Source organism: Streptomyces sp. NPDC111507, assembly GCF_055638955.1.
Window position 1 is genome coordinate 553265 of the sequence record NZ_JBVKBU010000001.1, and the last position, 24520, is coordinate 577784.

19 protein-coding genes are annotated in these 24520 nt (G+C 70.1%); 14 read left to right on the top strand and 5 right to left on the bottom strand.

All coding sequences use genetic code 11. The annotated features are described in order from the left end of the window. Positions 1 to 80: 80 nt before the first annotated feature. The 9 genes from ACZ7M2_RS02525 (at position 81) to ACZ7M2_RS02565 (ending at position 8695) form a co-directional block, all read left to right on the top strand. Positions 81 to 443: an arsenate reductase family protein gene (locus ACZ7M2_RS02525; protein WP_470046271.1), complete on the top strand. Its 363-nt coding sequence runs from the start codon at positions 81 to 83 to the stop codon at positions 441 to 443. A gap of 119 nt (positions 444 to 562) precedes the next feature. Beyond that, the gene (locus ACZ7M2_RS02530) at positions 563 to 1246 is read left to right on the top strand and encodes a hypothetical protein (protein ID WP_352051941.1); all 684 of its coding nucleotides are present in this window, start codon (positions 563 to 565) and stop codon (positions 1244 to 1246) included. A 470-nt stretch (positions 1247 to 1716) separates the two neighbouring features. Next, positions 1717 to 2745, top strand: a complete 1029-nt coding sequence (glnII, locus tag ACZ7M2_RS02535) for a glutamine synthetase (RefSeq protein WP_471593813.1) — start codon at positions 1717 to 1719, stop codon at positions 2743 to 2745. A 36-nt stretch (positions 2746 to 2781) separates the two neighbouring features. Then, the gene (locus tag ACZ7M2_RS02540; protein WP_471593814.1) at positions 2782 to 3027 is read left to right on the top strand and encodes a hypothetical protein; all 246 of its coding nucleotides are present in this window, start codon (positions 2782 to 2784) and stop codon (positions 3025 to 3027) included. Positions 3028 to 3145: 118 nt separating this feature from the next. After that, the gene (locus ACZ7M2_RS02545) at positions 3146 to 3724 is read left to right on the top strand and encodes a winged helix-turn-helix domain-containing protein (protein ID WP_471593815.1); all 579 of its coding nucleotides are present in this window, start codon (positions 3146 to 3148) and stop codon (positions 3722 to 3724) included. Positions 3725 to 3823: 99 nt separating this feature from the next. Further along, complete coding sequence (locus ACZ7M2_RS02550) at positions 3824 to 4816, top strand: NAD-dependent epimerase/dehydratase family protein (protein ID WP_471594501.1); 993 nt, start codon at positions 3824 to 3826, stop codon at positions 4814 to 4816. 169 nt (positions 4817 to 4985) lie between these two features. Beyond that, entirely contained in the window at positions 4986 to 6260 is a 1275-nt protein-coding gene (locus ACZ7M2_RS02555; protein WP_471593816.1) for a sensor histidine kinase, read from the top strand. Then, the gene (locus tag ACZ7M2_RS02560; RefSeq protein WP_471593817.1) at positions 6245 to 6904 is read left to right on the top strand and encodes a LuxR C-terminal-related transcriptional regulator; all 660 of its coding nucleotides are present in this window, start codon (positions 6245 to 6247) and stop codon (positions 6902 to 6904) included. The genes ACZ7M2_RS02555 and ACZ7M2_RS02560 overlap by 16 nt, the downstream gene beginning before the upstream one ends. Positions 6905 to 7126: 222 nt before the next feature. Continuing rightward, positions 7127 to 8695 carry a DUF1996 domain-containing protein gene (locus ACZ7M2_RS02565; protein WP_471593818.1) on the top strand — a complete coding sequence of 523 codons (1569 nt, stop codon included), beginning with the start codon at positions 7127 to 7129 and terminating at the stop codon, positions 8693 to 8695. Between the two features lie 131 nt (positions 8696 to 8826). Here the strand turns inward: ACZ7M2_RS02565 and ACZ7M2_RS02570 are convergent, their stop codons facing one another. Further along, a complete protein-coding gene (locus ACZ7M2_RS02570; RefSeq protein WP_471593819.1) occupies positions 8827 to 9270 on the bottom strand; it encodes a hypothetical protein in 444 nt (147 codons plus the stop codon). A gap of 134 nt (positions 9271 to 9404) precedes the next feature. On the opposite strand from ACZ7M2_RS02570, the gene ACZ7M2_RS02575 reads away from it, so the two are divergent. From ACZ7M2_RS02575 to ACZ7M2_RS02595, 5 genes are all read left to right on the top strand, one after another. Continuing rightward, entirely contained in the window at positions 9405 to 9941 is a 537-nt protein-coding gene (locus tag ACZ7M2_RS02575; protein WP_471593820.1) for a tetratricopeptide repeat protein, read from the top strand. Between the two features lie 48 nt (positions 9942 to 9989). After that, a complete protein-coding gene (locus ACZ7M2_RS02580; RefSeq protein WP_471593821.1) occupies positions 9990 to 11906 on the top strand; it encodes a hypothetical protein in 1917 nt (638 codons plus the stop codon). Between the two features lie 107 nt (positions 11907 to 12013). Then, positions 12014 to 12922, top strand: a complete 909-nt coding sequence (locus ACZ7M2_RS02585; protein WP_060900739.1) for a metal-dependent hydrolase — start codon at positions 12014 to 12016, stop codon at positions 12920 to 12922. After that, the gene (locus ACZ7M2_RS02590) at positions 12919 to 13971 is read left to right on the top strand and encodes a PDR/VanB family oxidoreductase (RefSeq protein ID WP_471593822.1); all 1053 of its coding nucleotides are present in this window, start codon (positions 12919 to 12921) and stop codon (positions 13969 to 13971) included. The genes ACZ7M2_RS02585 and ACZ7M2_RS02590 overlap by 4 nt, the downstream gene beginning before the upstream one ends. A gap of 56 nt (positions 13972 to 14027) precedes the next feature. Next, positions 14028 to 14732 carry a TetR/AcrR family transcriptional regulator gene (locus ACZ7M2_RS02595; RefSeq protein ID WP_471593823.1) on the top strand — a complete coding sequence of 235 codons (705 nt, stop codon included), beginning with the start codon at positions 14028 to 14030 and terminating at the stop codon, positions 14730 to 14732. Between the two features lie 3 nt (positions 14733 to 14735). On the opposite strand, the gene ACZ7M2_RS02600 is transcribed toward ACZ7M2_RS02595, so the two are convergent. The 4 genes from ACZ7M2_RS02600 to ACZ7M2_RS02615 form a co-directional block, all read right to left on the bottom strand. Further along, on the bottom strand, positions 14736 to 15095 hold the full coding sequence (locus ACZ7M2_RS02600; RefSeq protein ID WP_403687439.1) for a 5-carboxymethyl-2-hydroxymuconate Delta-isomerase: 360 nt from the start codon (positions 15093 to 15095) through the stop codon (positions 14736 to 14738). Positions 15096 to 15122: 27 nt separating this feature from the next. Beyond that, complete coding sequence (locus ACZ7M2_RS02605) at positions 15123 to 16742, bottom strand: SpoIIE family protein phosphatase (RefSeq protein WP_471594502.1); 1620 nt, start codon at positions 16740 to 16742, stop codon at positions 15123 to 15125. A 69-nt stretch (positions 16743 to 16811) separates the two neighbouring features. Continuing rightward, on the bottom strand, positions 16812 to 22220 hold the full coding sequence (gene pulA, locus ACZ7M2_RS02610; protein WP_471594503.1) for a pullulanase-type alpha-1,6-glucosidase: 5409 nt from the start codon (positions 22218 to 22220) through the stop codon (positions 16812 to 16814). A 153-nt stretch (positions 22221 to 22373) separates the two neighbouring features. Continuing rightward, positions 22374 to 24434 (bottom strand): carbohydrate-binding module family 20 domain-containing protein, encoded by a 2061-nt coding sequence (locus tag ACZ7M2_RS02615; RefSeq protein ID WP_471593824.1) that lies wholly within the window; start codon positions 24432 to 24434, stop codon positions 22374 to 22376. Positions 24435 to 24520 lie beyond the last annotated feature (86 nt).

A 24520-nucleotide genomic window follows, 5' to 3' on the forward strand; every position in this document is an offset into this window, starting at 1 on the left:
ATGAACCGGCCCCTGGCCACGGGGCTTTCAGGGGTGGCGTGACGCCGGTGGAAAAAGAGGGCTCACGTAACGTGTGCGGCATGGAGATCTGGATCAATCCGGCCTGTTCGAAGTGCCGCAGCGCCATCAGCCTGCTCGACGCGGAGGGTGCGCAGTACACCGTCCGCCGCTACCTGGAGGACGTCCCCACGGAGGACGAGATCCGGGACGTACTGGAGCGGCTGGGCCTCGAGCCGTGGGACATCACCCGGACACAGGAGGCCGTCGCCAAGGAGCTCGACCTGAAGTCGTGGGCGCGTGACGACGGTTCGCGCGGACGGTGGATCAAGGCGCTGGCCGAGCACCCGAAGCTCATCCAGCGTCCGATCATCACGGCGGAGGACGGGACGGCCGTCGTGGGACGCACGGAGGAAGCGGTTCGGGACGCCTTGACCCGCATGTGACCCAGACCACTTCGCTGACTCGTGTTAACCATTGAGTAACCCTGTTCGGGATCTCGTACATAGCGGCACACGGATCGCATCCGGTCGCCGCACGAGGCGGCCACGGACAGGAGGCGTGCATGTCGCGTAGAAGGACTCTCAGTCCCAAGAAGAAACTCGCACTGCTGGTCAGTGCCGCGGCCGTGGCCGGAGGTGGCGCGTTCGCCATGGCGGCCACCTCGAACGCGGCGCAGACCGAGAACGGCCGGACGCTGTCCGCCGCGGACTCGACGGTCTGCCAGGGGCTCACCACCGCCCTCGGCAACAACCAGAAGTTCATCGACGGCCAACGGGCCAATCCCGACGCGCAGTCGGCGGCGCGGATCGCCAACCGCGAGGCGGTCATCGCTCAGATCAAGGTGCAGCAGAAGGCGTCCGGTTGCGCGGTTGGGGAGTCGGCTCAGGGCTCCCAGACCACGCAGCCCGCGCAGTCCGCCCAGCCGGCGACGACCACACCCGCGCAGCAGCAGACCACCGCACCCGCGCAGGGGACGGGTGGTGGTGGCGCCGCCGCCGGACAGCAGGTCTGCAACGGTTCGACCGTCACCCTCTCGGGCGAGGCGGGCGCCCCGGCCGCGTCCAGCAACCAGTTCCCGGCCGGGACCAAGCTCAAGGTCACGAACCTGGACAACAACAAGTCCACGACCGTGCAGGTCACCTCGGTGTCGGGCAGCTGCGTGCTGCTCAACAACGCGGCGTTCGAGCAGGTCCGGGAGCCGGGCAAGTTCCTGATCCGCCGGGCCCGGATCGAGAAGGTGGGGTGAGCGCCTCCATCTGACGACTGAGGAACTCCGCCGATCGGACGGCGGTACCGGCCGGGCCGCGTGCGGCAGCAGCCCCGCGGCCCGGACCGCCGCCCGGTGCGGGTCGTGCGTCCTGCTGTTCGCGGCCACGAACAGCAGGACCGGCACGTCGGGCGAGTTCACCGGGCGCAGAGCCCGGTGCGTGTCCGCAAACCCATCGCATACGAGCCGCCGCCACCGGGACCGGGAGGGCCACGGTGGCCCGAGGCGTGTCCCGGCGGGCTTCGCGAGCGGGCCGCCGACAGCGGTCACGCATCGCTCTCGGCGAGTGAGTCGCAGCACAGAGACACCCGGTAACACGGGGTTCACATTCGAGCAATGATCGGGAAATCGCCTGTTGACAGGCTGCCGGGCAGTACCGCGGCGCCCCAGTGCCGCAGCGCCGCAGCACCCGCAGTGCGCCCGTAGACACACCCCGAAGGATGTGGCCCGTGACCTTCAAGGCTGAGTACATCTGGATCGACGGCACCGAGCCGACGGCCAAGCTCCGTTCCAAGACGAAGATACTGGGCGACGACGCCAAGGGCGCCGAGCTGCCGATCTGGGGCTTCGACGGGTCTTCCACGAACCAGGCCGAGGGTCACGCCTCGGACCGCGTACTCAAGCCCGTCGCCACCTTCCCGGACCCGATCCGCGGCGGCGACGACGTCCTCGTGATGTGCGAGGTCCTGAACATCGACATGACGCCGCACGCGTCCAACACCCGTGCCGCGCTGGCCGAGGTGGCGGAGAGGTTCGCCGCGCAGGAGCCGATCTTCGGTATCGAGCAGGAGTACACCTTCTTCGACGGGGAGCGCCCGCTCGGCTTCCCCGTCGGCGGCTTCCCGGCCCCGCAGGGCGGCTACTACTGCGGCGTCGGCGCGGACGAGATCTTCGGCCGTGACGTCGTCGAGGCGCACCTCGAGAACTGCCTCGAGGCGGGCCTCGGCATCTCCGGCATCAACGCCGAGGTCATGCCCGGCCAGTGGGAGTTCCAGGTCGGCCCGCTGGCGCCGCTGGAGGTCTCCGACCAGCTGTGGGTGGCCCGCTGGCTGCTCTACCGCACCGCCGAGGACTTCAACATCTCCGCGACCCTCGACCCCAAGCCGGTCAAGGGCGACTGGAACGGCGCCGGCGCGCACACCAACTTCTCCACCAAGGCGATGCGCGAGGGCTACGACGCGATCATCACCGCCTGCGAGTCACTGGGCGAGGGCTCCAAGCCGCTCGACCACGTCAAGAACTACGGCGCCGGCATCGACGACCGCCTGACCGGCCTGCACGAGACCGCCCCGTGGAACGAGTACTCCTACGGTGTCTCCAACCGTGGCGCCTCGGTCCGCATCCCGTGGCAGGTCGAGAAGGACGGCAAGGGCTACATCGAGGACCGCCGCCCGAACGCCAACGTCGACCCGTACGTCGTCACGCGCCTGCTCGTCGACACCTGCTGCACCGCCCTGGAGAAGGCCGACCAGGTCTGATCCGCCCCGCACACACGCGAGGAGGCGCCCACCGTCATGGTGGGCGCCTCCTCGCGTTACGCGACATCGGCCTCGTACGGCGTCACGTTCACGCCAAGGGCGCGTCCGACCTGTGAGAGGAGTCTCCTGCGCGGCTCCGGCTTCTGCTTCAATGGGGGCATGGCCGGTTTCCAGAAGTACACCGCGACGGGTCGCCCCGACCTGGAGCCCTTCTGGCCTTCCCGTCAGCATCACGACTTCGACCGGGTGTGTTGCCGCGCGACGAACGCGCCGGCCCTCTAAAGCCGTACACCCCGGCCTTCGGCCAGCGCGCACGACGTACGTCCTCGACGGCCCCGACCACGAACTCGCGGTCGTCGACCTTCCCGACGAACTCCTCGCGCGAAAGAGCTGACCTCTCATGGCGACCACTCGTTCCTTCTCGTCCGTCGCGACCACCTCCGCACCGGCACCCGTCCCCGCGCGGCACCGACTCCGTGCCGTCCACCGGGACGAGGCGGTCGACGTCGCGGACTTCCTGCCGCCGGGCGCCACCTGGCTGCCCGCTCCCCCGCACACCCTGCCCGTACTCCCCGGCCAGCCGCCGATGATCGGCTACCTGGTCCTCGTACCGGCCGACCAGCAGCCCCTGCTGCCGGTCGCCGTCCCGGACTCCCCGGCCCCCGCCGACGCCGCCGTGACGGACGACACGCTCGTCCGCATCGACCCCGTGCAGCGCACCGCCGAGGTCGACGGGCGGCCGCTCGACCTCACCTACCTGGAGTTCGAGCTGCTCGCGCACCTCGTCTCGCAACCGCACCGGGTGCACACCCGCGACCAACTGGTCACCACCGTGTGGGGCTACGGGCACGTGGGCGACGGGCGGACCGTCGACGTCCACGTCGCGCGGTTGCGGCGCAAGCTGGGGGCGCAGCACCGGCAGGCGATCCAGACGGTGCGGCGGGTGGGGTACAAGTACGCGCCCCCGACGGGGCGTTGACCCAGCACGCGGCTCAGGAAATCTTCTGTCAGCAGATTCCCGTTCCGTCCGGCGGACCGTGCGGGCAGAGTCCTGCGTATGACACCCAAGAAACTGCTGATGCTGGGCGGTACGGACTTCGCGGGGCGGGCCGTGGTGGAGGCGGCGCTCGGCCGTGGCTGGGAGGTGACCGTCTTCCACCGCGGGCGCCGCGAGCCGCCCGCCGGGGCGCGGTCCTTGCTGGGTGACCGGACCGCCCCCGACGGGCTCGCGGCGCTCGCCGACGCGTCCACCGACGGTGAGTGGGATGTCGTCGTCGACACCTGGTCGGCGGCGCCGCGGGCCGTTCGCGACACGGCACGGCTGTTGGCCGGGCGGGCCGGGCGGTATGTGTACGTGTCGAGCTGCTCGGTCTACGCGTGGGCTCCGCCCGCCGACTACGCCGAGGACGCGCCGCTCGTGGAAGGGGCGTCCGAGGACGCGGAACAGACCGACTACGCGCAGGACAAACTGGGCGGCGAGCTGGCCGCCGTCTCCGCGTTCGGCGCGGAGCGCTCGGTGCTCGTGCGGTCCGGGCTGATCCTCGGGCCGTACGAGAACATCGGGCGCCTGCCGTGGTGGTTGAACCGGATCGCCCGGGGCGGTCCCGTACTCGCGCCCGGCCCCCGGTCCCTCCCCCTCCAGTACGTCGATGTGCGTGATCTCGCGGAGTGGATCCTCGGGGCGGCGGATGCGGGGGTGAGCGGGGCGTACAACCTGATGAGTCCGCAGGGGCATACGACGATGGGCGAGCTGCTCGACGCGTGCGTCCGGGTCACCGGGGCGCGGGCGGAGCTCCGTTGGACCGAGCCTTCCGTGGTCCTCGACGCCGGGATTCAGCCGTGGACGCAGTTGCCGGTGTGGGTGCCGGTGGGGTCCGACATGCATGACGCCCTTCATCGGGCGGACGTGTCGCGGGCGGTGGCGGCGGGTCTGCGGTGCCGGCCCGTCTCGGAAACGGTCGCGGACACGTGGACCTGGCTCCGGGGCATCGGCGGGGTGGCCCCCCAACGCCCGGGCCGCCCCCCGGTGGGCCTCCCGCCGGACCTGGAGACCAAGGTACTCACCCGGTAGCGCACCCCTGGTTCTCGCCCTCGCCGCCCCCGCCCGTCCCATCCCTGGGAACCGCGCGACCAGCCCCCACCGGTCCGTAGCCGAAAGCCCCCCGGGGTGCACCTGGCACCACCCCCACCCTGGTGCTCGGCCCAGTGACCCCGCGGGGCGGGTCGGTGAGACTGGCGGTATGGAGATGCGGAGCGGGTGGGGCATACGGACGCGCGGGCCGGAGGTACTGGTCGCCGGGGGACGAGGGCTGATGCTGGCCGTCGGGGGGTTCAGCGGAGCAGTCGTCCTCTTCGTACTGTCCGTCGTGTCGATCCTGCTCGTCCCGGTGGGGGTGGGGATCGTCACGACCCCTTGGGTCCTGACCGGCGTACGGGCCTTCGCGGACCGGCGACGGATCATCGCCGCCGAGTGGTGCGGAATACGGATTCCGTCCACGTACCGGAGCCTGCCGACGGACACGACCCTGTGGACGCGCTGCTTCCGCATGCTGGGGGACCCGGCGACCTGGCGCGATCTCGGCTGGCTGGTGGTCGACATGACCGCCGGGTTCGTGACCGCGCTGCTGCCCGCCGGCCTCCTCTTCTACCCCCTGGAGGGCTTCGCACTGGCGGCCGGCCTGTGGCGGGTCTTCACGGACGGCACGCACGTGGGATGGTGGTACGGCTTCGTGCCGGTGTCGGGGCAGGGCACCGCCCTCCTCGCGGGGGCACTGGGCGCGGCGCTCCTCGTCGCCTCCTACGCCCTCTCCCCCGCCCTCCTGCGGGTCCATTTCCTCCTCACCCGCTCCGTCCTCGCCTCCGGTGACGGCGAACTCGCCGAACGGGTCCGCGTCCTCACCGAGACCCGGCGTACCGCCGTGGACACGTCGGCGGCCGAACTCCGGCGCATCGAGAGGGACTTGCACGACGGGGCGCAGGCGCGACTGGTCGCCATGGGGATGGACCTGGGGACCGTCGAGGTCCTCATCGAGAAGGACCCGGCCAAAGCCCGGCAACTGCTCGCCCAGGCCCGCCGATCCTCCGCGGAGGCGCTCACCGAGCTGCGCGACCTCGTACGGGGTATTCATCCTCCCGTGCTCGCCGAGCGTGGACTCGGCGACGCGGTAAGGGCGTTGGTGTTGCGGCTGCCTCTCGTGAGCGAGGTGGACGTCGACATGGACGGCCGCGCCGACGCCCCCGTCGAGTCCGCCGCGTACTTCGCCGTCAGCGAGGTGCTGACCAACGCGGTCAAGCACTCCGGAGCCGAGCGCCTCTGGGTCGACCTCCAGCACAGGGACGGAACGCTCCGCATCACCGTCACCGACGACGGAGAGGGCGGCGCCCGGGTCGGCGCGGGCTCGGGGCTCACCGGCGTCGAGCGGCGGCTCGGTACATTCGACGGCGTCCTGGCCGTCAGCAGCCCCGCGGGCGGTCCCACCATGGTCACCATGGAGATCCCTTGCGCGTTGTCCTAGCCGAAGACCTGTTCCTGCTGCGCGACGGACTGGTCCGGATGCTCGAGGCGTACGACTTCGAGATCGCCGCCGCCGTCGAGAGCGGGCCCGAACTCACCCGGGCGTTGGCCGAGTTGGCGCCGGACGTCGCCGTGGTCGACGTACGGCTGCCGCCCTCGCACACGGACGAGGGCCTGCAGTGCGCGCTCCAGGCCCGTCGGGAGCGGCCGGGGCTGCCGGTGCTCGTGCTCTCCCAGCACGTGGAGCAGCTGTACGCACGGGAGTTGCTCGCAGACGGCACGGGCGGGGTCGGTTATCTGCTCAAGGACCGGGTGTTCGACGCGGAGCAGTTCATCGACGCCGTACGACGGGTCGCCGCGGGTGGGACCGCGATGGATCCGCAGGTGATCCAGCAGTTGCTGGCGCGGCGTTCACACACCGCGCAGCCCCTCGGGCGGCTGACCCCACGTGAGCTGGAGGTGCTCGAACTGATGGCCCAGGGACGCTCGAACGCGGCGATCGCTGCCCAACTCGTGGTCACAGAACGGGCGATCGCCAAACACACCTCCAACATCTTCACCAAACTGGGGCTGGAGGTCTCCGACGACGACAACCGGCGCGTACTCGCCGTACTGGCGTATTTGGATCACGGCGGCCAGGGATGACGAAGGACCCGCCGACGCCGTTGAATATCATTCAAACCTGTTTTCCGAGATCAACTCCTCGAAAAACATGCGCTTCTGAGACCATTGCGCCGGAAATGACCTCACGAACTTCTAAGATTTTCCAGGGTTTCTGAACGCCTCAGGAGTCACCTGCGTACTGATGGACGCCGCTTCACTCCTGTCGGGCGCCTCGATGCCCCGCAAGGAAGTCAGAGGAGTTCCATGGGACGCAACACTCGCAAACGACGTTCGCCGCTGGCTGTTCGCGCCGTTGCCGCATCCGCGGCGCTCGCGATCGGTGGGGGCGGATTGATCTGGGCGAATTTCTACGCCTCGGCGCACGAGACCAACTCGAGCCCGAACACCACCAAGGCAGCCGCCGCCCAGGTCGCCACCATCTCCTGCCCCGATGTCGGGCAGAAACTGACCAGCGTGCCCGCCAACGCCAAGTCGAACGTCGACACGGAGCTGGCCACGCTCGACAAGCAGATCACCGAGGCTTACGCCCGGCTGGCCTCGTCGCGTCAGGCTCAGGCCAATGACGCGGGCTTCGTCCAGAACGCGATCCTGTCGCCGCTCAAGGACAAGCGGACCGCGGTCATCGGCCGAATCAAGATCGACTTCACTCGGGTGGGCGCCGCCGCGCCGGGCTCGCTGGACGGTCTCGCCGCCTGCACCGGCACCACCGCCGACCAGGCCCAGACCACCGCTGGTGGCCAGAACAACGGCCAGCAGAACAACGGCGGCCAACAGAACAACGGTGGCCAGCAGAACGGCGGCCAGAACAACGGCGGCCAGCAGAACAACGGCGGCGCCGGGGCCAGCGCGGCTCCGAGCGCGAGCGCGCCGGCCAACATCGGCGGTCAGGCCGGAAACGGTCCCGTCGCCGCCGACTTCGTGGACATCACGAAGGTCGCGGCGAACGTCCAGGGCAAGCCGCAGAAGGGCGCCAACGCCTCGAGCGGTACGTTCACCACCCAGTGCGGCGTGAACGCGAACAAGAACCACAACACGGACAACGTGATCGTGGCGCCCGGCGTGACCAACGGCGCGCACCACCTGCACGACTACGTCGGCAACCAGAAGGTCAACGCGTTCTCCAGCAACCAGACGTTCCTGCAGGGCGGGACCAGCTGCCAGAACAAGAGCGACCTGTCGTCGTACTACTGGCCGGTGGTCCGTCTCCAGAACGGCACGCAGGACTTCGACCAGAACGCGGACGGCGGTGGCAAGGAAGGCAACGTCGGCAAGATCCTGACGCCCGTACAGGCACAGATCAAGTACGTCGGCAGCCCGGCCAGCAAGGTCGTCGCGATGCCGCAGTTCCTGCGCATCATCACCGGTGACGCCAAGACCACCACCAACGGTCTGGCGAACGCCAACGCGCACTGGAGCTGCACCGGCTTCGAGAACAAGGTCCAGCTGACGACGCAGTACCCGATCTGCCCGCAGGGCAGCAACGTGGTCCGCACGTTCGCCTTCCAGAGCTGCTGGGACGGCCAGAACATCGACAGCGCCAACCACCGCACGCACGTGGCCTTCGCCGATCCGGCGAGCGGCGTCTGCGGCAACGGCTTCAAGGCGATCCCGCAGCTGACGATGCGCCTGGTCTACAAGATCGCGCCGCCGGTCCTCCAGAACGGCGTGGTGAAGAACGCGTTCGCGGTGGACGGCTTCCCGGAGCAGCTCCACAAGTCGGCGACCGACCACGACGACTTCATCAGCGTCACCACCGGTGGCCTGGCGAACAAGATCGCCAACTGCATCAACACCGGCAAGCAGTGCAGGTAGTCCCTTCACTGACGCAGTAGCCCTTCACCGAAGGCAGTAGTCGCCTCACCGAAGAGCTAGGCACGGCAGTGAGAAGGCCGGTGGCGACAGATCCCGCCACCGGCCTTCTGCGTGTGTGCCGTACGTGCGGCTCAGCCGCTGTGGGAATGCTGGTGGTGGTCGGTCCCGACCTCCATGTCACCGCCGAGCGTGCCGCGCAGCTCCGTGACCACCTTCTGGTCGGCGACGGCGACCCACTTGGCGCCGACGAGGTAGAACCCGCCGTAGTCCTTCGCGTCGTTGATCCACTCGCGCTGGCCGCGGTCGGTGGCGAAGGTCGCGAGCACGAACTTGCCGTCGGTGTTCTTGCAGATCGCCTGCCGGATCTCGTCGGCATCCGTCTGTATGTCCGGCTTGCACTTCACCTCGGCCGCCAGATCCTCCAGACTGCCGGTCGCGGTGGCAGGGACCCGGTCGGCCGAGTCGCTCTTGGTTCCTCCCCCGCCCGACCCACCGCAGCCGGTCAGCGCCAGCAGGGCCGCGGCCGCGACGACCACAAGGCCGTGCCCGCTCAGCTTTTCGCGTGTCAACCTCATACGTTCCTCCGGTGCCTGTCGGCGCCCACGCCGTCGAGAGCCCCGGCGAGGGCCCTGGTCTTCGATACGGCTGCGGCGCGCCAAGTGCTCAATCTCCCCCGATACGGACGGAAAGACATCCGGTGGGAATGCCGATGCCGCAACGGGCACGTGTGTGCGAAGGTGTGGCCGTGACCGAAGACTGGGAAGAGCGTACGGCGGCGGCCTGGGCCACGTTCGACGACTATGAAGAAGCGGACGCGGCGGACTTCCGCGCGGTGATCGACGCGCTGGTCGCCGAACTGCCCGCGGACAGCCCGGTCGGCCCCTTCGAGCGGGCCTGCGCCTGGGACTCCACCGGCCACTCGGACCAGGCGGTACCGCTGTACCGGGAGGCGCTCGCCCGCGGCCTCGGCGGCTACCGCGCCCGCCGCACCAAGATCCAACTCTCCAGTTCCCTGCGGAACATCGGGCAGGCCGAGGAGGGCGTCAAGCTCCTCACTCCCGAACTCGATGCCTCTTCCGACGAGTTGGACGATGCCGTACGTGCCACCCTCGCGCTCTGCCTCGCCGACCTGGGCCGCGAACGCGAGGGCCTCTCGCTGGTGATCGCCGCCCTCGCGCCCCATCTGCCGCGCTACCAGCGGTCCATGGCGAACTACGCGCGGCTGCTCGTACAACCCGGGGAGTAACTCTCCGGAGCCAGGTGACCATCCACCGATTCGCTCGTTTTGCTGAACGTGCAGTCACAGGATGTAGCCCAGCGCTCCGCAGCCTCCCCAGGACCGGTCGTCGACGTCGAGCAGGCCGAGGCCGCTCTCGTCGAGCACTACCCGCGGCTCGTCCGGCTCGCCTATCTGGTGCTGCCGCCGAGCCTCGGCCGCAACCGACGGGTGCTGACCGCGCACGCCCTCACCCAGCGCGCCCTGCCCCGGGGGCGCACGACCGCCACCCTGATCCCGGCCCAGGCCACCGGCCGTGACGGCGACCCCGGCTACGCCCTCGTCCGCCTCAAGGTCGTACGTACGGCGCTGGAGGCGGGGGTGCCGCTGCGGCGCGCGGCCTGGCCCAAGCGGTCCCAACTGCCTCCGTTGCTGCCCCAGGTGTGGGGCCTGAGGCTCTTCCCGCGCTCGGGCGGCGCCGACGAACTCGCCCTGGACCAGCGACTGTCGGCCCTGTCCGGTCCCGCCCGCGCGGCGTATGTCCTGCGCGGCCTGGAGAAGCTGCCCGACCCCGACGTGCGCAAGGCACTGACGGCCGCGGGCGTCGACGACCCGGGCGCGGCGCTCAAGGAGGCGGGCGGTGTCGAGGCCAGGGACGCCCTGCTCCTGTCCCCCGAGTTCGACCCCTGTTCGCTGCACGCCCGGCCCACCGACCTGATGCGGCGCAGACAGCACATGAAGGCCGCGCTCGCCGCCGGCGTCGCGGCGGCCGTCTGCGGCGCGCTGCTCGCCCTGCCCAGCGGCGGCTGGGGACCCGACGGCGCCGCCGCCCCGTCGTACGCGCAGAACCCGGCCGCCGAGGCCGCCCTCGACCCCGGGAAGGTGACGCGGGTCGCCCCGACGGCGTGGCGGTCGTCCGCGCGCACCGACTTCTCCGTGTGGCCCGCGCGCGGCAACCTCGCCGGGGACACCGGGCTGCTGCGCCGCGCGCTCGCGGTCTGGGCCAGGCCCGGCGAGTCCGTGCAGGTCTCGGCTACGCCCGGCACTCCCTCGGGTGCCCCGGCCGGACCGCCGCAACTGCTGTACGCCGGTGATGTGGACCAGGCGCGCGTGGTGCTCTTCTACGACGGACTGCGCATCGCCCGGTACGCCGAGTCGCGCGCCGGCACGGGCGGCGCGGCCCTCGACTTCGCCCGGGTCGACGGCGCGACCGGGGCCGAGGCGGAGGCGCTGGTCCTGGACCGGGCCGACGGCAACGTCCGCTATCTGACCGCCCCCTGGGTGACCAGGGCCGCCGAGCGCGACCTGATGAAGCCGACCGCGGGCCCGACGCCCCTCACCCTCTCGGCCGAGGGTGTCAGCACGCCGCTGGCCCCCGCCGCCCCGGCCGGCACCTGCACCTCGTGGAACGTCATGGAGGTGACCGACACCTCGGGCCCGCACCTGCTGACCGATCTCGGCGAGCTGATCCCGGCCCATCTCACCTCGGGGCCGCCCGCGGCACCCCACGAGGCCGCGGGCCCGGCGGCGCTGCGGAACTGGGCGCCGTTCGCCTGCTCCCTGGCCGCCGTGCGCTCCCAGGGCGTGCGGGCCGTGAACGCCTGGCAGTACGCACAGCAGCCGCTGCCCGACGCGAGCGGGCAGGCCGCCTGGGTGTGCACCCGGGCCGACACCTGGCGGGGCGACGGCACCCGTGTCCTGGCCCAGTTCCACACCCCGGACGGGGCGTACGGCGCCATCGCGGCGAAGGCCGAGAACTCGCCCGCGTGCGGCAGCCGTGACCCCCATGTGCTGGCGGGCGTGCTGTGGAAGTCGGGCACGGGCGACTGGTACCTCCTCGCGGCGGGCAGCAAGGACACCGCCTCGATCAGCACGACGGGCGGGGTGAGCGGGACGGCCCGGGGCGCGCTGCTCGCCGTACGGACGAAGCAGGGGGATCAGGCCGGACTGAAGGGCACCCTGACGGACGGACGAGCGGTCGACGGACTGCGCTGAGCGCTCCGCCGGAAGTGCCGGGATGTGAGGTCGGTCGTCCGGCCCTCGCGTCAACAAGTGGGCGCACAGGGGTTCTCCCGACACCTACCCGTCAGTACATTGACGGCATGTCTAACAAGCATGCCGCCCGGCTGCCCCGGCCGGTCGAGTCCGAGCGGATACCGCTCAAGGCGCGGAAGGTGTCGTTCTCCTGGGAGGACACACCGCTGCACTGGGTGCCGGGGGAGCCGTTCGCCACGCACACCATGAACGTGCTGCACCTGCTGCTGCCGGCCGGTGAGCGCTGGTTCGTGCACGTGTACAAGCAGGTACTGCCCTACATCCGGGACGAGCGGCTGCGCGCGGACGTCATCGGGTTCATCGGGCAGGAGGCGATGCACTCGCAGGCCCACGACGAGGTACTCCCCCACCTCAGGGAACTCGGGCTCGACCCGACGCCGTACACCGCCCAGGTCGACTGGTTCTTCGAGAAGCTGCTCGGCGACCGCACCCTGCCGCCGGGCAGGGCCCGCAGATGGTGGCTGATGGAGCGCGTCGCGATCATCGCCGCGATCGAGCACTACACCGCATTCCTCGGCGACTGGATCCTGAACGCCGAGGAGCTGGACCGGCGCGGCGCCGATCCCACCATGCTGGACCTGATGCGCTGGCACGGCGCGGAGGAGGTCGAGCACCGGTCCGTGGCCTTCGAACTCTTCCTCCACGTCGACGGGAGCTACCGGCGCCGCGCCCGGACCTGGGCCACGGCCTTCACCGCCCTGGTCTTCCTGTGGCAGCGCGGGGCGCGGTTCTTCATGGAGAACGACCCGACCCTCACGGCGGGCAGGGCGAGCTTCAAGGACTTCTACCTGAGCGGGAAGCGGGGTGTACTGCCGTCGACCGGCGACATGCTCAAGTCCATTCCCCGCTACCTCAGCCGCACCTACCACCCCTCCCAGGAGGGTTCGACCGAGCAGGCGGTCGCCTATCTCGCCTCGTCACCGGCGGCGACGGCGGCCGAGAGGAGAGCGGGATGACGCCCCGGCTGCGGACCGTCGCCGCCGTCGCCGGTGCGGCCCTGCTCGTCCGGCGGGCGCTGCGCCGCCGGATCGAGGTCTCGCCGCTGTGGCCGCTGCCCGCCCTGGAGGAGCCGATCTCCGGCCGGCCGCGCTCCCGGGCGCTGCGGCTGCTGGTCACCCGGCACGAGCGGGTCGCCGACGGGGTCGTACAACTGCGCCTGGAAGGGCACGGTCTGCCGCGCTGGGAGCCCGGCGCCCACCTCGACCTCGTCCTGCCCTCGGGGCTCGTACGGCAGTACTCGCTGTGCGGGGACCCGGAGGACACCTCGTCGTACACCGTCGCGGCCCGGCTGGTCGAGGACGGGCGGGGCGGGTCGCGCGAGGTCCACGAACAGCTCGGGGAAGGCATGGAGGTCGAGGTGCGGGGGCCGCGCAACCGGTTCCCCCTCGCGCCGGCGCCCGCGTACGTCTTCGTCGCGGGCGGCATCGGGATCACACCGATCCTGCCGATGCTGCGGGCGGTCCAGGACCACGCGGAGTGGCGGCTGCTGTACGGCGGCCGGTCGCGCGCGTCGATGCCGTTCCTGGAGGAGATCGGGAAGCTGCGCGGCGGCCGGGTCACCGTCGTGGCCGAGGACGAGGACGGACGGCCCGATCTCGACGCGCTGTTCGCGGACGTGCCGGCGGGCGCGGCCGTCCACTGCTGTGGCCCCGAGGGGCTGATGGAGGCGGTCGGACGCCGACTGCCCGACGGTGCGGCGCTGCACCTGGAGCGGTTCACGCCGGGCACCTCCGCCGAGGGCAACGGCGCCTTCGAGGTCGAACTGCGCCGCAGCGGACGTACGGTGAGCGTCGCCGCCGACACCACCGTGCTCGCCGCCGTACGCGCCGAACTGCCCGACACCGCCTACTCCTGCGAGCAGGGATTCTGCGGAACCTGCCAACAGCGCGTGCTGGAAGGGGAGATCGAGCACCGCGACGAACTGCTCACCGACACGGAGCGTGGTGACTCGATGCTGATCTGTGTGTCGCGGGCGCTCGGTGATCGCCTCGTGTTGGACATGTGAACGACCATGGCCGGACCGGCCCGTTCGGGGCCGGATCCGATCGGTAAGGTGTTCGTATGACAACCGGGGTACGCCGCAGGATGGGTGTCGAGGAGCGGCGGCAGCAGTTGATCGGCGTGGCCCTCGACCTCTTCAGCCGACGCTCACCCGACGAGGTCTCCATCGACGAGATAGCCTCGGCCGCGGGTATCTCACGGCCGTTGGTCTACCACTACTTCCCCGGCAAACTCAGCCTGTACGAGGCGGCGTTGCAGCGCGCCTCGGACGATCTCGCGAGCCGTTTCGTGGAGCCGCACGAGGGCCCCCTGGGCTCGCGGCTGCTGCGGGTCATGCGCCGCTTCTTCGACTTCGTGGACGACCACGGGCCCGGTTTCTCGGCGTTGATGCGCGGCGGTCCCGCGGTCGGCTCTTCCAAGACCAACGCGCTTGTCGACGCGGTGCGGCAGGCCGCCTACGTCCAGATCCTGTCGCATCTGAAGGTCGAGGACCCGCCCGCCCGCCTGGAGCTGGTGATCCGCTCCTGGATCTCGCTCGTCGAGTCGACGGCGCTGATCTGGCTGGACGGGCGGCGGATTCCGCGCGGCGAGCTGGAGGTGCAGCTCGTGCAGGACTTCGCGGCGCTGGCCGCGGTGAGCGCCACGCAGGACAAGGAGCTGGGCGAGCTGCTGCGCCGGGCGCTCAAGGGCGACCCGGGCGACGGGCCGTTCACCGACCTCGCCGTCCGGTTGATCGCGCTGGCCTCACCCCCGGCCGCCGCATAGCGGTTACTGCACGTACTTCCGGTACGACGGGTCGAGCTCGCGCACCTCGGCGGACACGTGCAGCGTGCGCCCGTCGGTGGGTTCGACGTGCTTGCGCAGCAGCTCAAGGGTGGCCTCGGTGAGCTTCGCCTTGGTCTCCTCGGTGCGGCCGGCCAGCAGGGCGAGCGTGACATGCACGATGGCGTGCGCGTCCGGGTCCGCCTCCGCTCCCACCACCTCGTCCTCGGTGCGCAGCGTCCGCGTCTTGCACGCCTCGATCTTCGCGGCGGCGGTCTCGACGACCACCGGGTGCAGCGCGAGGGCGAAGGCGCGCCAGTCGACGTGGTCGAGAGCCGGGGAATGCTCGACGGTGATGTTCGGCATGGGCACTCCTGTTCTAGGGTTTCCCGGTCACCCTAGCCGCAGCGCCAGCAGTGCGATGTCGTCCTCGCGGTCCCGGCCGAAGCAGTCGAGCAGGGTGTCGCAGAGGGCGTCCAGGCTGGGCAGGGCGCCGGTGGCGGCGGCGCGGAGGTGCTCCATCGAGACCGCCAGATCGGTGCCCCGGGTCTCGATCAGGCCGTCGGTGACCATGAGGAGCCGGTCGGTGGGTTCGAGGAACAGCTCCGTGGGCGACGGGTGGGGCAGGCCCACACCGAGCAGCGGGCCGGCGGCCTTGGAGTAGTCGGCGCCCCCGTTGTCCCGGATGATCAGCGGCGGGATGTGGCCGGCGTTGGCGATGCGGGTGCGTCCGGTGGCGGGGTCGACCAGGACCAGGCAGACGGTCGTGGTGATGCCGGGGTGGTAGCGCTGGAGCATCCGGTCGAGGCGCTCGGCGAGCACGGCCGGGTCGCTCTCCTCGACGCTGTAGGCGCGCAGCGCGTGCCTGATCTCCACCATGACGGTGGCCGCCTCCAGCGAGTGCCCGACGACGTCGCCGACCGCGGTGAGCACGCCCTCGCCGGTGCGCAGGGCCGCGTAGAAGTCGCCGCCGATCTCGGTCTCCGCGGACGCGGGCACATACCGGACCACGACGTCGACGCCCGGCAGTTCGGGCAGCCGGTGCGGCTGGGGCAGGAAGCTGTGCTGGAGGGTGAGCGCGACGTGCCGTTCGACCTGGTACATGAGCAGCGGTTCGGCGGCGAGCGCGGTGGCCTCGGCGAGCCGGGCCAGCAGGGCCTCGTCCTCGGGACTGACCCGGCGCATCCCGCGGGTGGGCGTGGCGAGGCACACGGAGGCCCGGCCTTCCTGGATGGGGATCAGCGCCAGGCGGGCGTCGTGCTGCACGCCCGGCCGGAAGAACCCGGCCGGCCACAGCGGCGCGGGCACCGTGGTGATCTGGACGCCCGACTGCCCCCGGGTGAGCCGTCGGAGCAGTCCGGCCACGGACCGGTGGGCGCCCTCGTCGGGCATCGCGAGCGAGGTGCGGTCCCGTGAGGTGCCGCGGTACAGCTCGTCGTCCGGGCCGAGGACGAAGACGGCGGCGGGAGAGCCGGTGAGCCGCGCGGCGCCGTCGGCGGCGGCGTCGGCGAGTTCCTGCGGGGAGCGCGCCGTCTGGATGGCGACGACCGTCTCCGCCAGCCGGGTCAGCCGCCGTGCCAGCGCCTGGTCGTCGGCCCTGAGACGGGCGGCGCGCACCGCGGCCCGGACCACCGCGTCGATCTCCTCGGGCTCGGCGGGCACCGTCAGATACGCCTCGCCGCCCACGTCGAGGCCCCGGCAGCGGTCACCCGCGTCCACGGCGGCGGCCGAGAAGTGCACGACGGGCAGGCCGGCCATGTGGGGCCGGGCCTTGAGCCGACGGCACAGTTCGAAGCCGCTCATGTCCGGCAGGTCCACATCGACGAGCGCCACGTCGGGCAGGGTGCCCTTGCGCAGCCGTACGTCGAGTTCGACGAGCGCCTCGGAGCCGCTGGCGACCGGGATCACCTGGTGACCGGCGCGGCGCAGCACGGCGCTCATGGCGTACCGACTGGCCGCCACATCGTCCACGACCAGCACGGTCGTGTCTGTCCGCTTGCCGTTGACTTCCATCTGCCAGCCCTTGGACACGCCGGTGGGGCAGACCGGGTTCGAGGTCTGCCCCACCAAGGTAATGCCCTTTCAGGAGGTCCGGGAGAATACCGCCACAGTGCGCCCCGGAACGGCGAACGTGCCCGTTTTCCCCTCGTAAGAGGAGGATTTGACGATAGGGTCGGCGCCCGCCGCCTGCACCGGGTGCAGCGCGTACGCCGTCCCGGCCAGGGCGCCGACCGTCTGCTCCTGTGCCTTGGGAGTCGCGTTGAAGACGACGACGAGGTCGCCGAGTTCCATCGTGATCACGCCGGGCGTCTCGTCCTTGCCGGACAGCGGGAAGGAGAGCTTCGACTGCACCTGCCCGGCGGTGGACAGCGAGAAGACGCTCTCGGTCGTACGGATCCGCTCCAGGTCCTGGTACGCGGCCGAGCTGCCCTCGATCTGCGGGCATCCCACCTTGACGGTGCTCAACAGGGGTGTGGCGTAGGGCCACTTGGACGCGTTGTCGGCCGCCATCGGCAGTCCGCGTCCGAAGCCGTTGCCGTCCCGGCAGTCCCAGTGGATGGCGTTGAACCAGTCGCCGCTGTCGAACGAGTTGCGGTCGAGGGACTTGGAGCGCAGCAGGTCGGAGCCCGCCTGGGAGAGCGACGGGCCCTGGGAGAGGGCGGCGGTCGCCATGGCGAGGACCTGCATCCGCGCCCGGTCGTCCGCGCCGGTCGTGGCGGGCAGCTTGTAGGTGAGGGCGTCGTACAGGGACTCGTTGTCGTGCGCGTCGGCGTACGCGAGGGCGTCACCCGGTGCCGCCGCGTATCCGGCGGGCTGACCGTTGTAGTCGACCTCGGAGCCCTTGACCTCCTTGCCGTCGGTGTCGGTGAAACGGTAGGTGGCGAGGTTGCCGCTGAGCCCGATCTTGATGAGGTCCTGGTAGTGCAGCAGCCGGGCCTTCTGTTCGGCCGAAGTGCCGTTGGCCGTAGAGGAGTTGGGGTCGGTGTACAACCCCGAGGCGAAGCCCTGGACGCCGGGGTCGGAGTCGAAGGGGCTGCCGCCGCGCACCGCGTCACGCGCCCGGTCGGAGAAGGTCGCGATGCCCGTGCCGGCCATGTTCTTCTGGGTGGCCTGCACGAAGCGGGCGTCGTCGGCGACCTCGCCGAAGTTCCAGCCCTCCCCGTACAGGATGATCTTCTTTCCGTCGACCCCGTCCTTCGCGAGGCTCAGCGCGTCCAGGGCCTTGCGGACCGCCAGGATGTTGGCCTTGGGGTGGTGCCCCATGAGGTCGAAGCGGAAGCCGTCGACCTTGTACTCCTTGGCCCAGGTGACGATCGAGTCCACCACCAGCTTGCCCATCATGGAGTTCTCGGTGGCCGTGTTCGCACAGCAGGTGGAGTTGGCGACGGACCCGTCCGCGAGGAGCCGCTGGTAGTAGCCGGGCACGATCCTGTCGAGCACGGAGGTGTCGGCCTGACCGCTGGCGGCCGTGTGGTTGTAGACGACGTCCATGACGACCCGAAGACCGTCCTCGTTCAGCGACTTGACCATCTGGCGGAACTCGACCGTTCGGCCGGTGCCGTCCGGGTCGCTCGCGTACGAGCCCTCCGGGACCGTGTAGTGGTACGGGTCGTAGCCCCAGTTGTAGGCGTCCTTCGCGGCGATCGCGGCGACGCACTCCTGCTGCTTCTGGGAGTCGGCGGGGTAGGAGGCGAGGTCGCAGCCGGTGGTCGCCTGCTCGGACTTCTTCTCGGGGACGGTGGCGATGTCGAAGGCGGGCAGGAGGTGGACGTACGAGGTGCCGGACGCGGCGAGGGCCCGCAGGTGCCTGGACCCGTCGCTGTTCTTGTCGGTGAAGGCGAGGTAGGTGCCCTGGTCCTTCGCCGGGACGGTCTTGTCCGCCACCGAGAAGTCCCGGATGTGCAGCTCCTGGATCTGGGCGTCCCGCAGCGGCACGGCCTTGGGCTTCTTCAGGGAGGACCAGCCGCTCGGGGCGAGGGACTTGTCCTTCAGGTCGACGACGAGACTGCGCTCGGAGTCGGCGGTGAGGGCGAGCGAGTACGGGTCGGTGACCTTGTTGGTGACGACCTTGCGGACGGTGGGCGCCCACACCTTCACGACGTACTGGTAGGGCTTGTTCCGCCAGGACTTCGCGCCGGTGACGGACCAGACGCCGGTCGTGTCGTTCCTCCTCATGGCGACCGTGGAGCCGTCGAGCTCCAGCGCCACGCTCTGCGCGGTCGGCGCCCACACGGCCAGCGTGGGACGACCGTCACGGAACGTCGGACCCAGCTGTGCCTCGGTCGCGTCGTACAGATCGTCCAGTACGCCGGCGATCTGGACGCCGGTCGCCGCGAGCACGGCGCCGTTCGCGGCCCGCTGGGAGGCGACGATCTGACCGTTCAGGGCCTCCTTCACCCGGCCCCGGTCGCGCGGGTCGACGGACCAGGCGGTGTAGTCCTTGAGGTGCGGGAACGCGGCTTTCTGGGCGTCGGTGAGGGTCGTCTTGGAAAGCCGGAGCCAGCGCTCGTCGTCGCTGGTCAGCGTCCCGTCCTTGACCGCGATCGAGCCGTCGTGGGAGTACAGCAACTGGGTGGAGGCCGCGGCCTCGGAGCCGTTCCAGGCGACCGTGTTCCGGTCGATCCAGACCGCCTTGGAGGTGGTCAGGTCGAGCGCGGCCGCGCTGCCCGCGGGCTGCGGGAGCAGATACTTCTCCTGCCCGTTCACCAGCCACACCTCGTGGCCGTTCGCGGTGAGGTCGAGCGACTGGTCGGTCGGGAGGTCCTTCTCGTCGCCCTTGTGGAGGATGTAACTGAGGCTGGTGGCACCCGCGGTGAGCGGCACCTCGAAGACGGCGCCATAGGCGTCGGTCTTGACCGGTTCGAGGGGCTTGGACCAGTCCGTGGGTGTCGCGGCTCCGGTCCAGACGTGCAGTCCCCAGCCGGTGTAGTCGCCGTCGGCGCGGTGGTAGTGCAGTACGGCCTTGGTCGTGTCCTGCGCCGGGTAGTCGGGCCGCTGGGTCTGTACGGCGTCCTTGCCCTGCTCGACCCAGACCTCGCCCGTCTTGGTGACGTCGATCGTGCGGTCGGTGGCGACGTCCTTGTTGCCGTCCTTGTCGATGACGAGGAAGCCGACACTGGAGGCGCCTGGCTTCAACTTGACGTAGGCGAAGGCACCGTAGGCGTCCCGGCCGATGAAGTCGTGGCCGGCGGGCCAGGTCGTCGACTCGCCGTCGGCGAGGTCGCCCCAGGCGTACAGCCGCCAGTCGGTGTAGTCGCCGTCGGTGCGCTTGTAGTGGACGACCGCGTAGTCGCGCGAGGAGGCGGTGGGGACTTCGGGGGCGGGCGGGGTCCCGGTGGTGCTCGTGGCCGTCGCACTCGCGGTCCGCCCGGCCGAGTCGACGACCACCGCCTTGTAGCGCAGGGCGGTTCCAGCGGGTACGTCCTTGCCGATGACCTGGGTGACCTTGTACGGGGCGTGGTCGGCGGAGCCGAGCGTCCGCCACTTCCCGTCTCCGACCTGGGCGGCGAAGACGACACGGTCGAGCGAGCCGCCGGTGACGTCGGCGCCGAGCTCGACGGTGCCGGTGGCGCCCGCGTCCGGCGCCTTCAGGGTGAGCGAGGGCTTCGCGGCGGGGGCGCCGAGCGGGCGGGCCGCCTTGAGGACGACCGCGGAACCCGCCGGGACAGTGACGGTGACGTTCTTGCCGGCGTCACTCGTCAGCCGGGACGAGGTCCCGTAGATCCCCTGGAAGGTCATGTCGGCGGAGCCGGTCGCGAAGGTCGCCGTCTTCGCCTCGCCCGCGTTGTTGAGGGCGACGAGGTACTCGGTCTTGTTGCCGCCCGTACGGGAGAAGGCGTAGATGCCCGCCCCGTCGGCCGCGTACCGCTCTGTCTGCACCCCGTCCGCGAGGGCCGGGTTGTCCTTGCGCAGCTTCGAGAGAGCGGCGATCTCCTTGTAGAGCGGCGCACTCGTGTCGTAGGCGTCGCTCGCGTGCGTGCGGTCGGTGCCGAGCTCGTCGTCGTCGAGGTAGTCGGCGACCTTGGAGGCGAACATCGTCTGGCGGGCGTCCTTGTCGCCGCCCGCACCGGTGAAGCCCTGCTCGTCGCCGTAGTAGACGACCGGGTTGCCGCGGCTGAGGAACATCAGTTCGTTGGCGAGCTCGTCCTTCTTCACCAGCTCGGCATCGGTGGCCTTCGGGTTGTCCTGGTTCAGGAAGTATCCGATGCGGCCCATGTCGTGGTTGCCGAGGAAGGTGACCTGCTCGTACGCGTTGGCCTTGTCGGTCGTGTACTTGTAGTCGTCATCGAAGACCGAGGCGAGCTTCTTGGCGCTGCCGCCCTGGGAGGCGTACGAGCGTGCCGCGTCCTGGAAGGGGAAGTCGAGGGTGGCGTCGAGCCGGCCCTGGGTGACGTACGGGGAGGTGATCGACGTGTCGGCGGAGTAGACCTCGCCGAACATGAAGAAGTTCTTCCGGCCCCGCTCGGCCGCGTACGCGTCGAGCGCGGTGGCCCACTGCGTCCAGAACTCCATGTCCACGTGCTTCACGGTGTCGATCCGGAAGCCGTCGACGCCGAAGTCCCTGACCCACTTCTCGTAGATCTTCTCCATGCCGCTGACGACCTCGGGACGCTCGGTCCACAGGTCGTCCAGGCCGGAGAAGTCGCCGTAGGTGGTGGACTCGCCGGCATAGGTGGAGTCGCCGCGGTTGTGGTACATCGTCGGGTCGTTGAGCCAGGACGGCACCTTGGCGTTCTTCTTGGCGGCGGGCACGACGGGCGTACGGGGGAAGGACCCGGCGCCCACGGACGGGAACCCGGCGCCTGCCGCCGCGTAGTCGGCGTCGTCGAAGGGCTTCCCGTCCTTGGTCAGATACGGGAAGGCACCCTTGGAGAGGTAGTCGTAGGACTTCTGCTCATAGTCGACGACGTCGGCGGTGTGGTTGGTGATGACGTCGAAGAAGACCTTCATACCCTTGGCATGCGCCTTGGAGATGAGGGTCGCGAGGTCCTTGTTGGTGCCGAAGTGCGGGTCGACCTGGGTGAAGTCCGTGATCCAGTAACCGTGGTACCCGGCCGAGGCGTTGCTGCCCTCGCCCTGCACGGGCTGGTTCTTGAAGATCGGCGCCATCCAGATGGCGGTGGTGCCGAGCTTCTTGATGTAGTCGAGCTTGCTGGTCAGCCCCTTCAGGTCGCCGCCCTGGTAGAAGCCCTTGTCCGTGGGGTCGTACCCGGTGGCGAGGCGCGAACCGGTCAGCCCGCCCCGGTCGTTGGACGTGTCGCCATTGGCGAAACGATCCGGCATCACGAAGTAGAACTGCTCGCGGGTGTCGTCGTGCCGGGCCGGCTCGGCGGCGAGCTTCGCGTCCGAGGGCGGCGCGGGCGGGGTCTGCGCCCGCGCCGCGATCGGCTGGAGGAACGCTGCCGCGAGTGCGGTCACGGCGACGGCGGCGATTCTTCGCCGGGGTGGGGTGCGGCGGCGCGCCCCGGGCGTCGGCCATCTCGGTATCAGGGCCACAGGCGTGAACTCCTAGTGAATACGGCTCAAAACGGCTCGTTTGGGACCGGCTTGACCGAGACACGGCCTCGATGCCGGGCGACCGGCGCGACGGTATCGCCCACGCAAGCTTTACAGCAAGAGTCTTGAAACTCTGAGCAAGAACTTTCAGTGCCAGGTGTCGCTGACGCTGTAACCCGTTCCCGAGCCGGTGCTGTAGGCGCGGTTGGCGCCGGACTCCCACGTCACGTTTCCGGAGGAGTCCTTCTTGATGTACTTGTACGCGAACGACGTCGACTTGGGCACGATGACCAGTCGGCCCCAGTACGGGTACGACGCCGAGGACAGCGGGATCGCGTCGGCGGTGTTCCAGGAGCCGAGGGAGGGGAGGGAACCGACGACGTACACGTTGGTGCCGTAGTCGGTGGTGGCGTTGACTCCGAAGGTCACGTCCGTGGCGTCGGCGTCGGCCACGTTCCAGGAGTTGTCGACCTGGACCGCCGAAGTACCCGTCGTGAGAGCCCGGTTGGCGTTGGACTCCCAGGTGACGTTTCCGGACGAGTCCTTCTTTATGTACTTGTACTCGATGCTCGTGCTCGCCGGGACGGAGACGTCGGCCTTCCAGATCGGGTAGCCCGACGACGACAGCTTCACCGCGTTCGCCGTGTTCCAGCTGCCCAGCGCGGCGACCGAACCGACCACGTACACATCGGTGCCGGTGGTGGTGGAGGCGTACTCGTCGAAGGTCGCGGTGACGCTGGTGGAACCACCGCCGCCTCCGCCCCCACCGTCTCCGCCGCAGTTCACCGTGCAGACGTAGTCCGGGTCGTAGAAGGCGACCGCCGACTTCGCGGGCACGGTCAGGGAGGCCTTGCCGCCCGTGACGGTGACGGTGGTCGCGCCACCGTCGATCACGTTCGGGTACGTCCCGTCGGCCAGGCCCGTCGTGTACGTGTACGTGCTGGCGCCGGTGCTGTTGTTGAGGGCGACGAAGCCCGCGCCACCCCTGCCGAAGCCGATGACGTTCGAGGACGGGGACTGCCAGTTGGCGACCGCGTAGCCGCTCGCCGCGTTGTGCCAGCCGATCATGCCGGAGACCGCGGTGTTGCGGTCGAGGCAGTACCAGCCGCTCGCGCAGGTGGTGTCGGTGACGAAACCGGCGGAGTTCGGCGGGGCCTCGTCGCTCTGGCTGAAGGTCCAGCCGGAGTAGACGGACGGGCGGCCGTAGCCCCGGGCCAGCTGGAAGACGTTGGCGAGGACCGCGGTGTCGCCGTCCTTGTAGCTGAGCGAGTATCCGTTGCGCTCGGTGTCGTGGTTGGTGACGAAGGTGTTGGAGTTGGCCTCGGCCGTCAGGCCCCAACTGCTCCCGAAGCTGGACAGGTTGGCGATGTCGCCCTGGAACTGGGACTTCATCTGCGCGGCGAAGGTGAAGTCGAGGACGTCACCGGTGCCGTAGTACTCGTCCTGCGCGGGCGGGGTGCCGGGGTAGATCTCCTGGGTGATGTAGGGCGCCGTGCCGGAGGTCGTGGTGTGCAGTCCTGCGACGATGGCGCTCAGGTCGGCGGCGTCGATGTGCTTGGCCGCGTCGACACGGAAGCCGTCGACACCCAGGTCGATCTGCTGGTTGAGGAAGCCGATGATCTTCGTGCGGACGCCGCTCTCGGCGGTGTCCAGGTCGGGCAGGCCGAGCAGTTCGCAGTGCTGGACCTCGTACCGGTCGGACCAGTTGGAGATGGTTTTCGTGCAGTCGTCGCTGTCGGCGGGGTCGTAGTCGGGGGTGTCGTACTTGTTGGTGATGACCGTGCCGTTGTAACCGGTGCCCGTCTGGGCGGCGGTGTGGTTGATCACGGCGTCCGTGTAGACCTTGATGCCGGCCGCGTGACACGTGTCGACCATGGTCTTGAACTGGGCCGCGGTGCCGAAGCGGCTGTTCAGGTTGTAGGCGTAGGGCTGGTAGACGTCCCACCAGTAGTAGTTCGTCTGCTTCAGCGACTCCGCGGGCGGGGCGACCTGGACCGCCCCGTAGCCGGCCGGGTCGAGCACGTTCGTGCACTCGGCGGCGACCGACTTCCAGTTCCACTCCCACAGGTTGGCGATCACATCGCCGTTGGGGATACCGGTGTCGGAGACGGCGGCGTGGGCAGCCGGGGCGGGCAGCGCGGCGGCTCCGCCGAGGGCCAGCAGTCCGGCTGTGGCCAGGGGTAACGCCCGTGATCTGATCCAGCGCATGACGGCAACTCCTTGCGGGGGAGGGAGGTGCGGGAACGCGGGCAACTGGGGTCCTGGGGAGTCAAGTTGACCGCGATGCGAGAGTG

Excerpts from the sequence above, each read along its gene's own strand:
- ACZ7M2_RS02525 (WP_470046271.1), top strand. The coding sequence starts at position 81 with ATGGAGATCTGGATCAATCCGGCCTGTTCGAAGTGCCGCAGCGCCATC.
- ACZ7M2_RS02530 (WP_352051941.1), top strand. The coding sequence starts at position 563 with ATGTCGCGTAGAAGGACTCTCAGTCCCAAGAAGAAACTCGCACTGCTG.
- ACZ7M2_RS02540 (WP_471593814.1), top strand. The coding sequence starts at position 2,782 with ATGGTGGGCGCCTCCTCGCGTTACGCGACATCGGCCTCGTACGGCGTC.
- ACZ7M2_RS02545 (WP_471593815.1), top strand. The coding sequence starts at position 3,146 with ATGGCGACCACTCGTTCCTTCTCGTCCGTCGCGACCACCTCCGCACCG.
- ACZ7M2_RS02550 (WP_471594501.1), top strand. The coding sequence starts at position 3,824 with ATGCTGGGCGGTACGGACTTCGCGGGGCGGGCCGTGGTGGAGGCGGCG.
- ACZ7M2_RS02555 (WP_471593816.1), top strand. The coding sequence starts at position 4,986 with ATGGAGATGCGGAGCGGGTGGGGCATACGGACGCGCGGGCCGGAGGTA.
- ACZ7M2_RS02565 (WP_471593818.1), top strand. The coding sequence starts at position 7,127 with ATGGGACGCAACACTCGCAAACGACGTTCGCCGCTGGCTGTTCGCGCC.
- ACZ7M2_RS02570 (WP_471593819.1), bottom strand. The coding sequence starts at position 9,270 with ATGAGGTTGACACGCGAAAAGCTGAGCGGGCACGGCCTTGTGGTCGTC.
- ACZ7M2_RS02575 (WP_471593820.1), top strand. The coding sequence starts at position 9,405 with ATGCCGCAACGGGCACGTGTGTGCGAAGGTGTGGCCGTGACCGAAGAC.
- ACZ7M2_RS02585 (WP_060900739.1), top strand. The coding sequence starts at position 12,014 with ATGTCTAACAAGCATGCCGCCCGGCTGCCCCGGCCGGTCGAGTCCGAG.
- ACZ7M2_RS02590 (WP_471593822.1), top strand. The coding sequence starts at position 12,919 with ATGACGCCCCGGCTGCGGACCGTCGCCGCCGTCGCCGGTGCGGCCCTG.
- ACZ7M2_RS02595 (WP_471593823.1), top strand. The coding sequence starts at position 14,028 with ATGACAACCGGGGTACGCCGCAGGATGGGTGTCGAGGAGCGGCGGCAG.
- ACZ7M2_RS02600 (WP_403687439.1), bottom strand. The coding sequence starts at position 15,095 with ATGCCGAACATCACCGTCGAGCATTCCCCGGCTCTCGACCACGTCGAC.
- ACZ7M2_RS02605 (WP_471594502.1), bottom strand. The coding sequence starts at position 16,742 with ATGGAAGTCAACGGCAAGCGGACAGACACGACCGTGCTGGTCGTGGAC.
- ACZ7M2_RS02615 (WP_471593824.1), bottom strand. The coding sequence starts at position 24,434 with ATGCGCTGGATCAGATCACGGGCGTTACCCCTGGCCACAGCCGGACTG.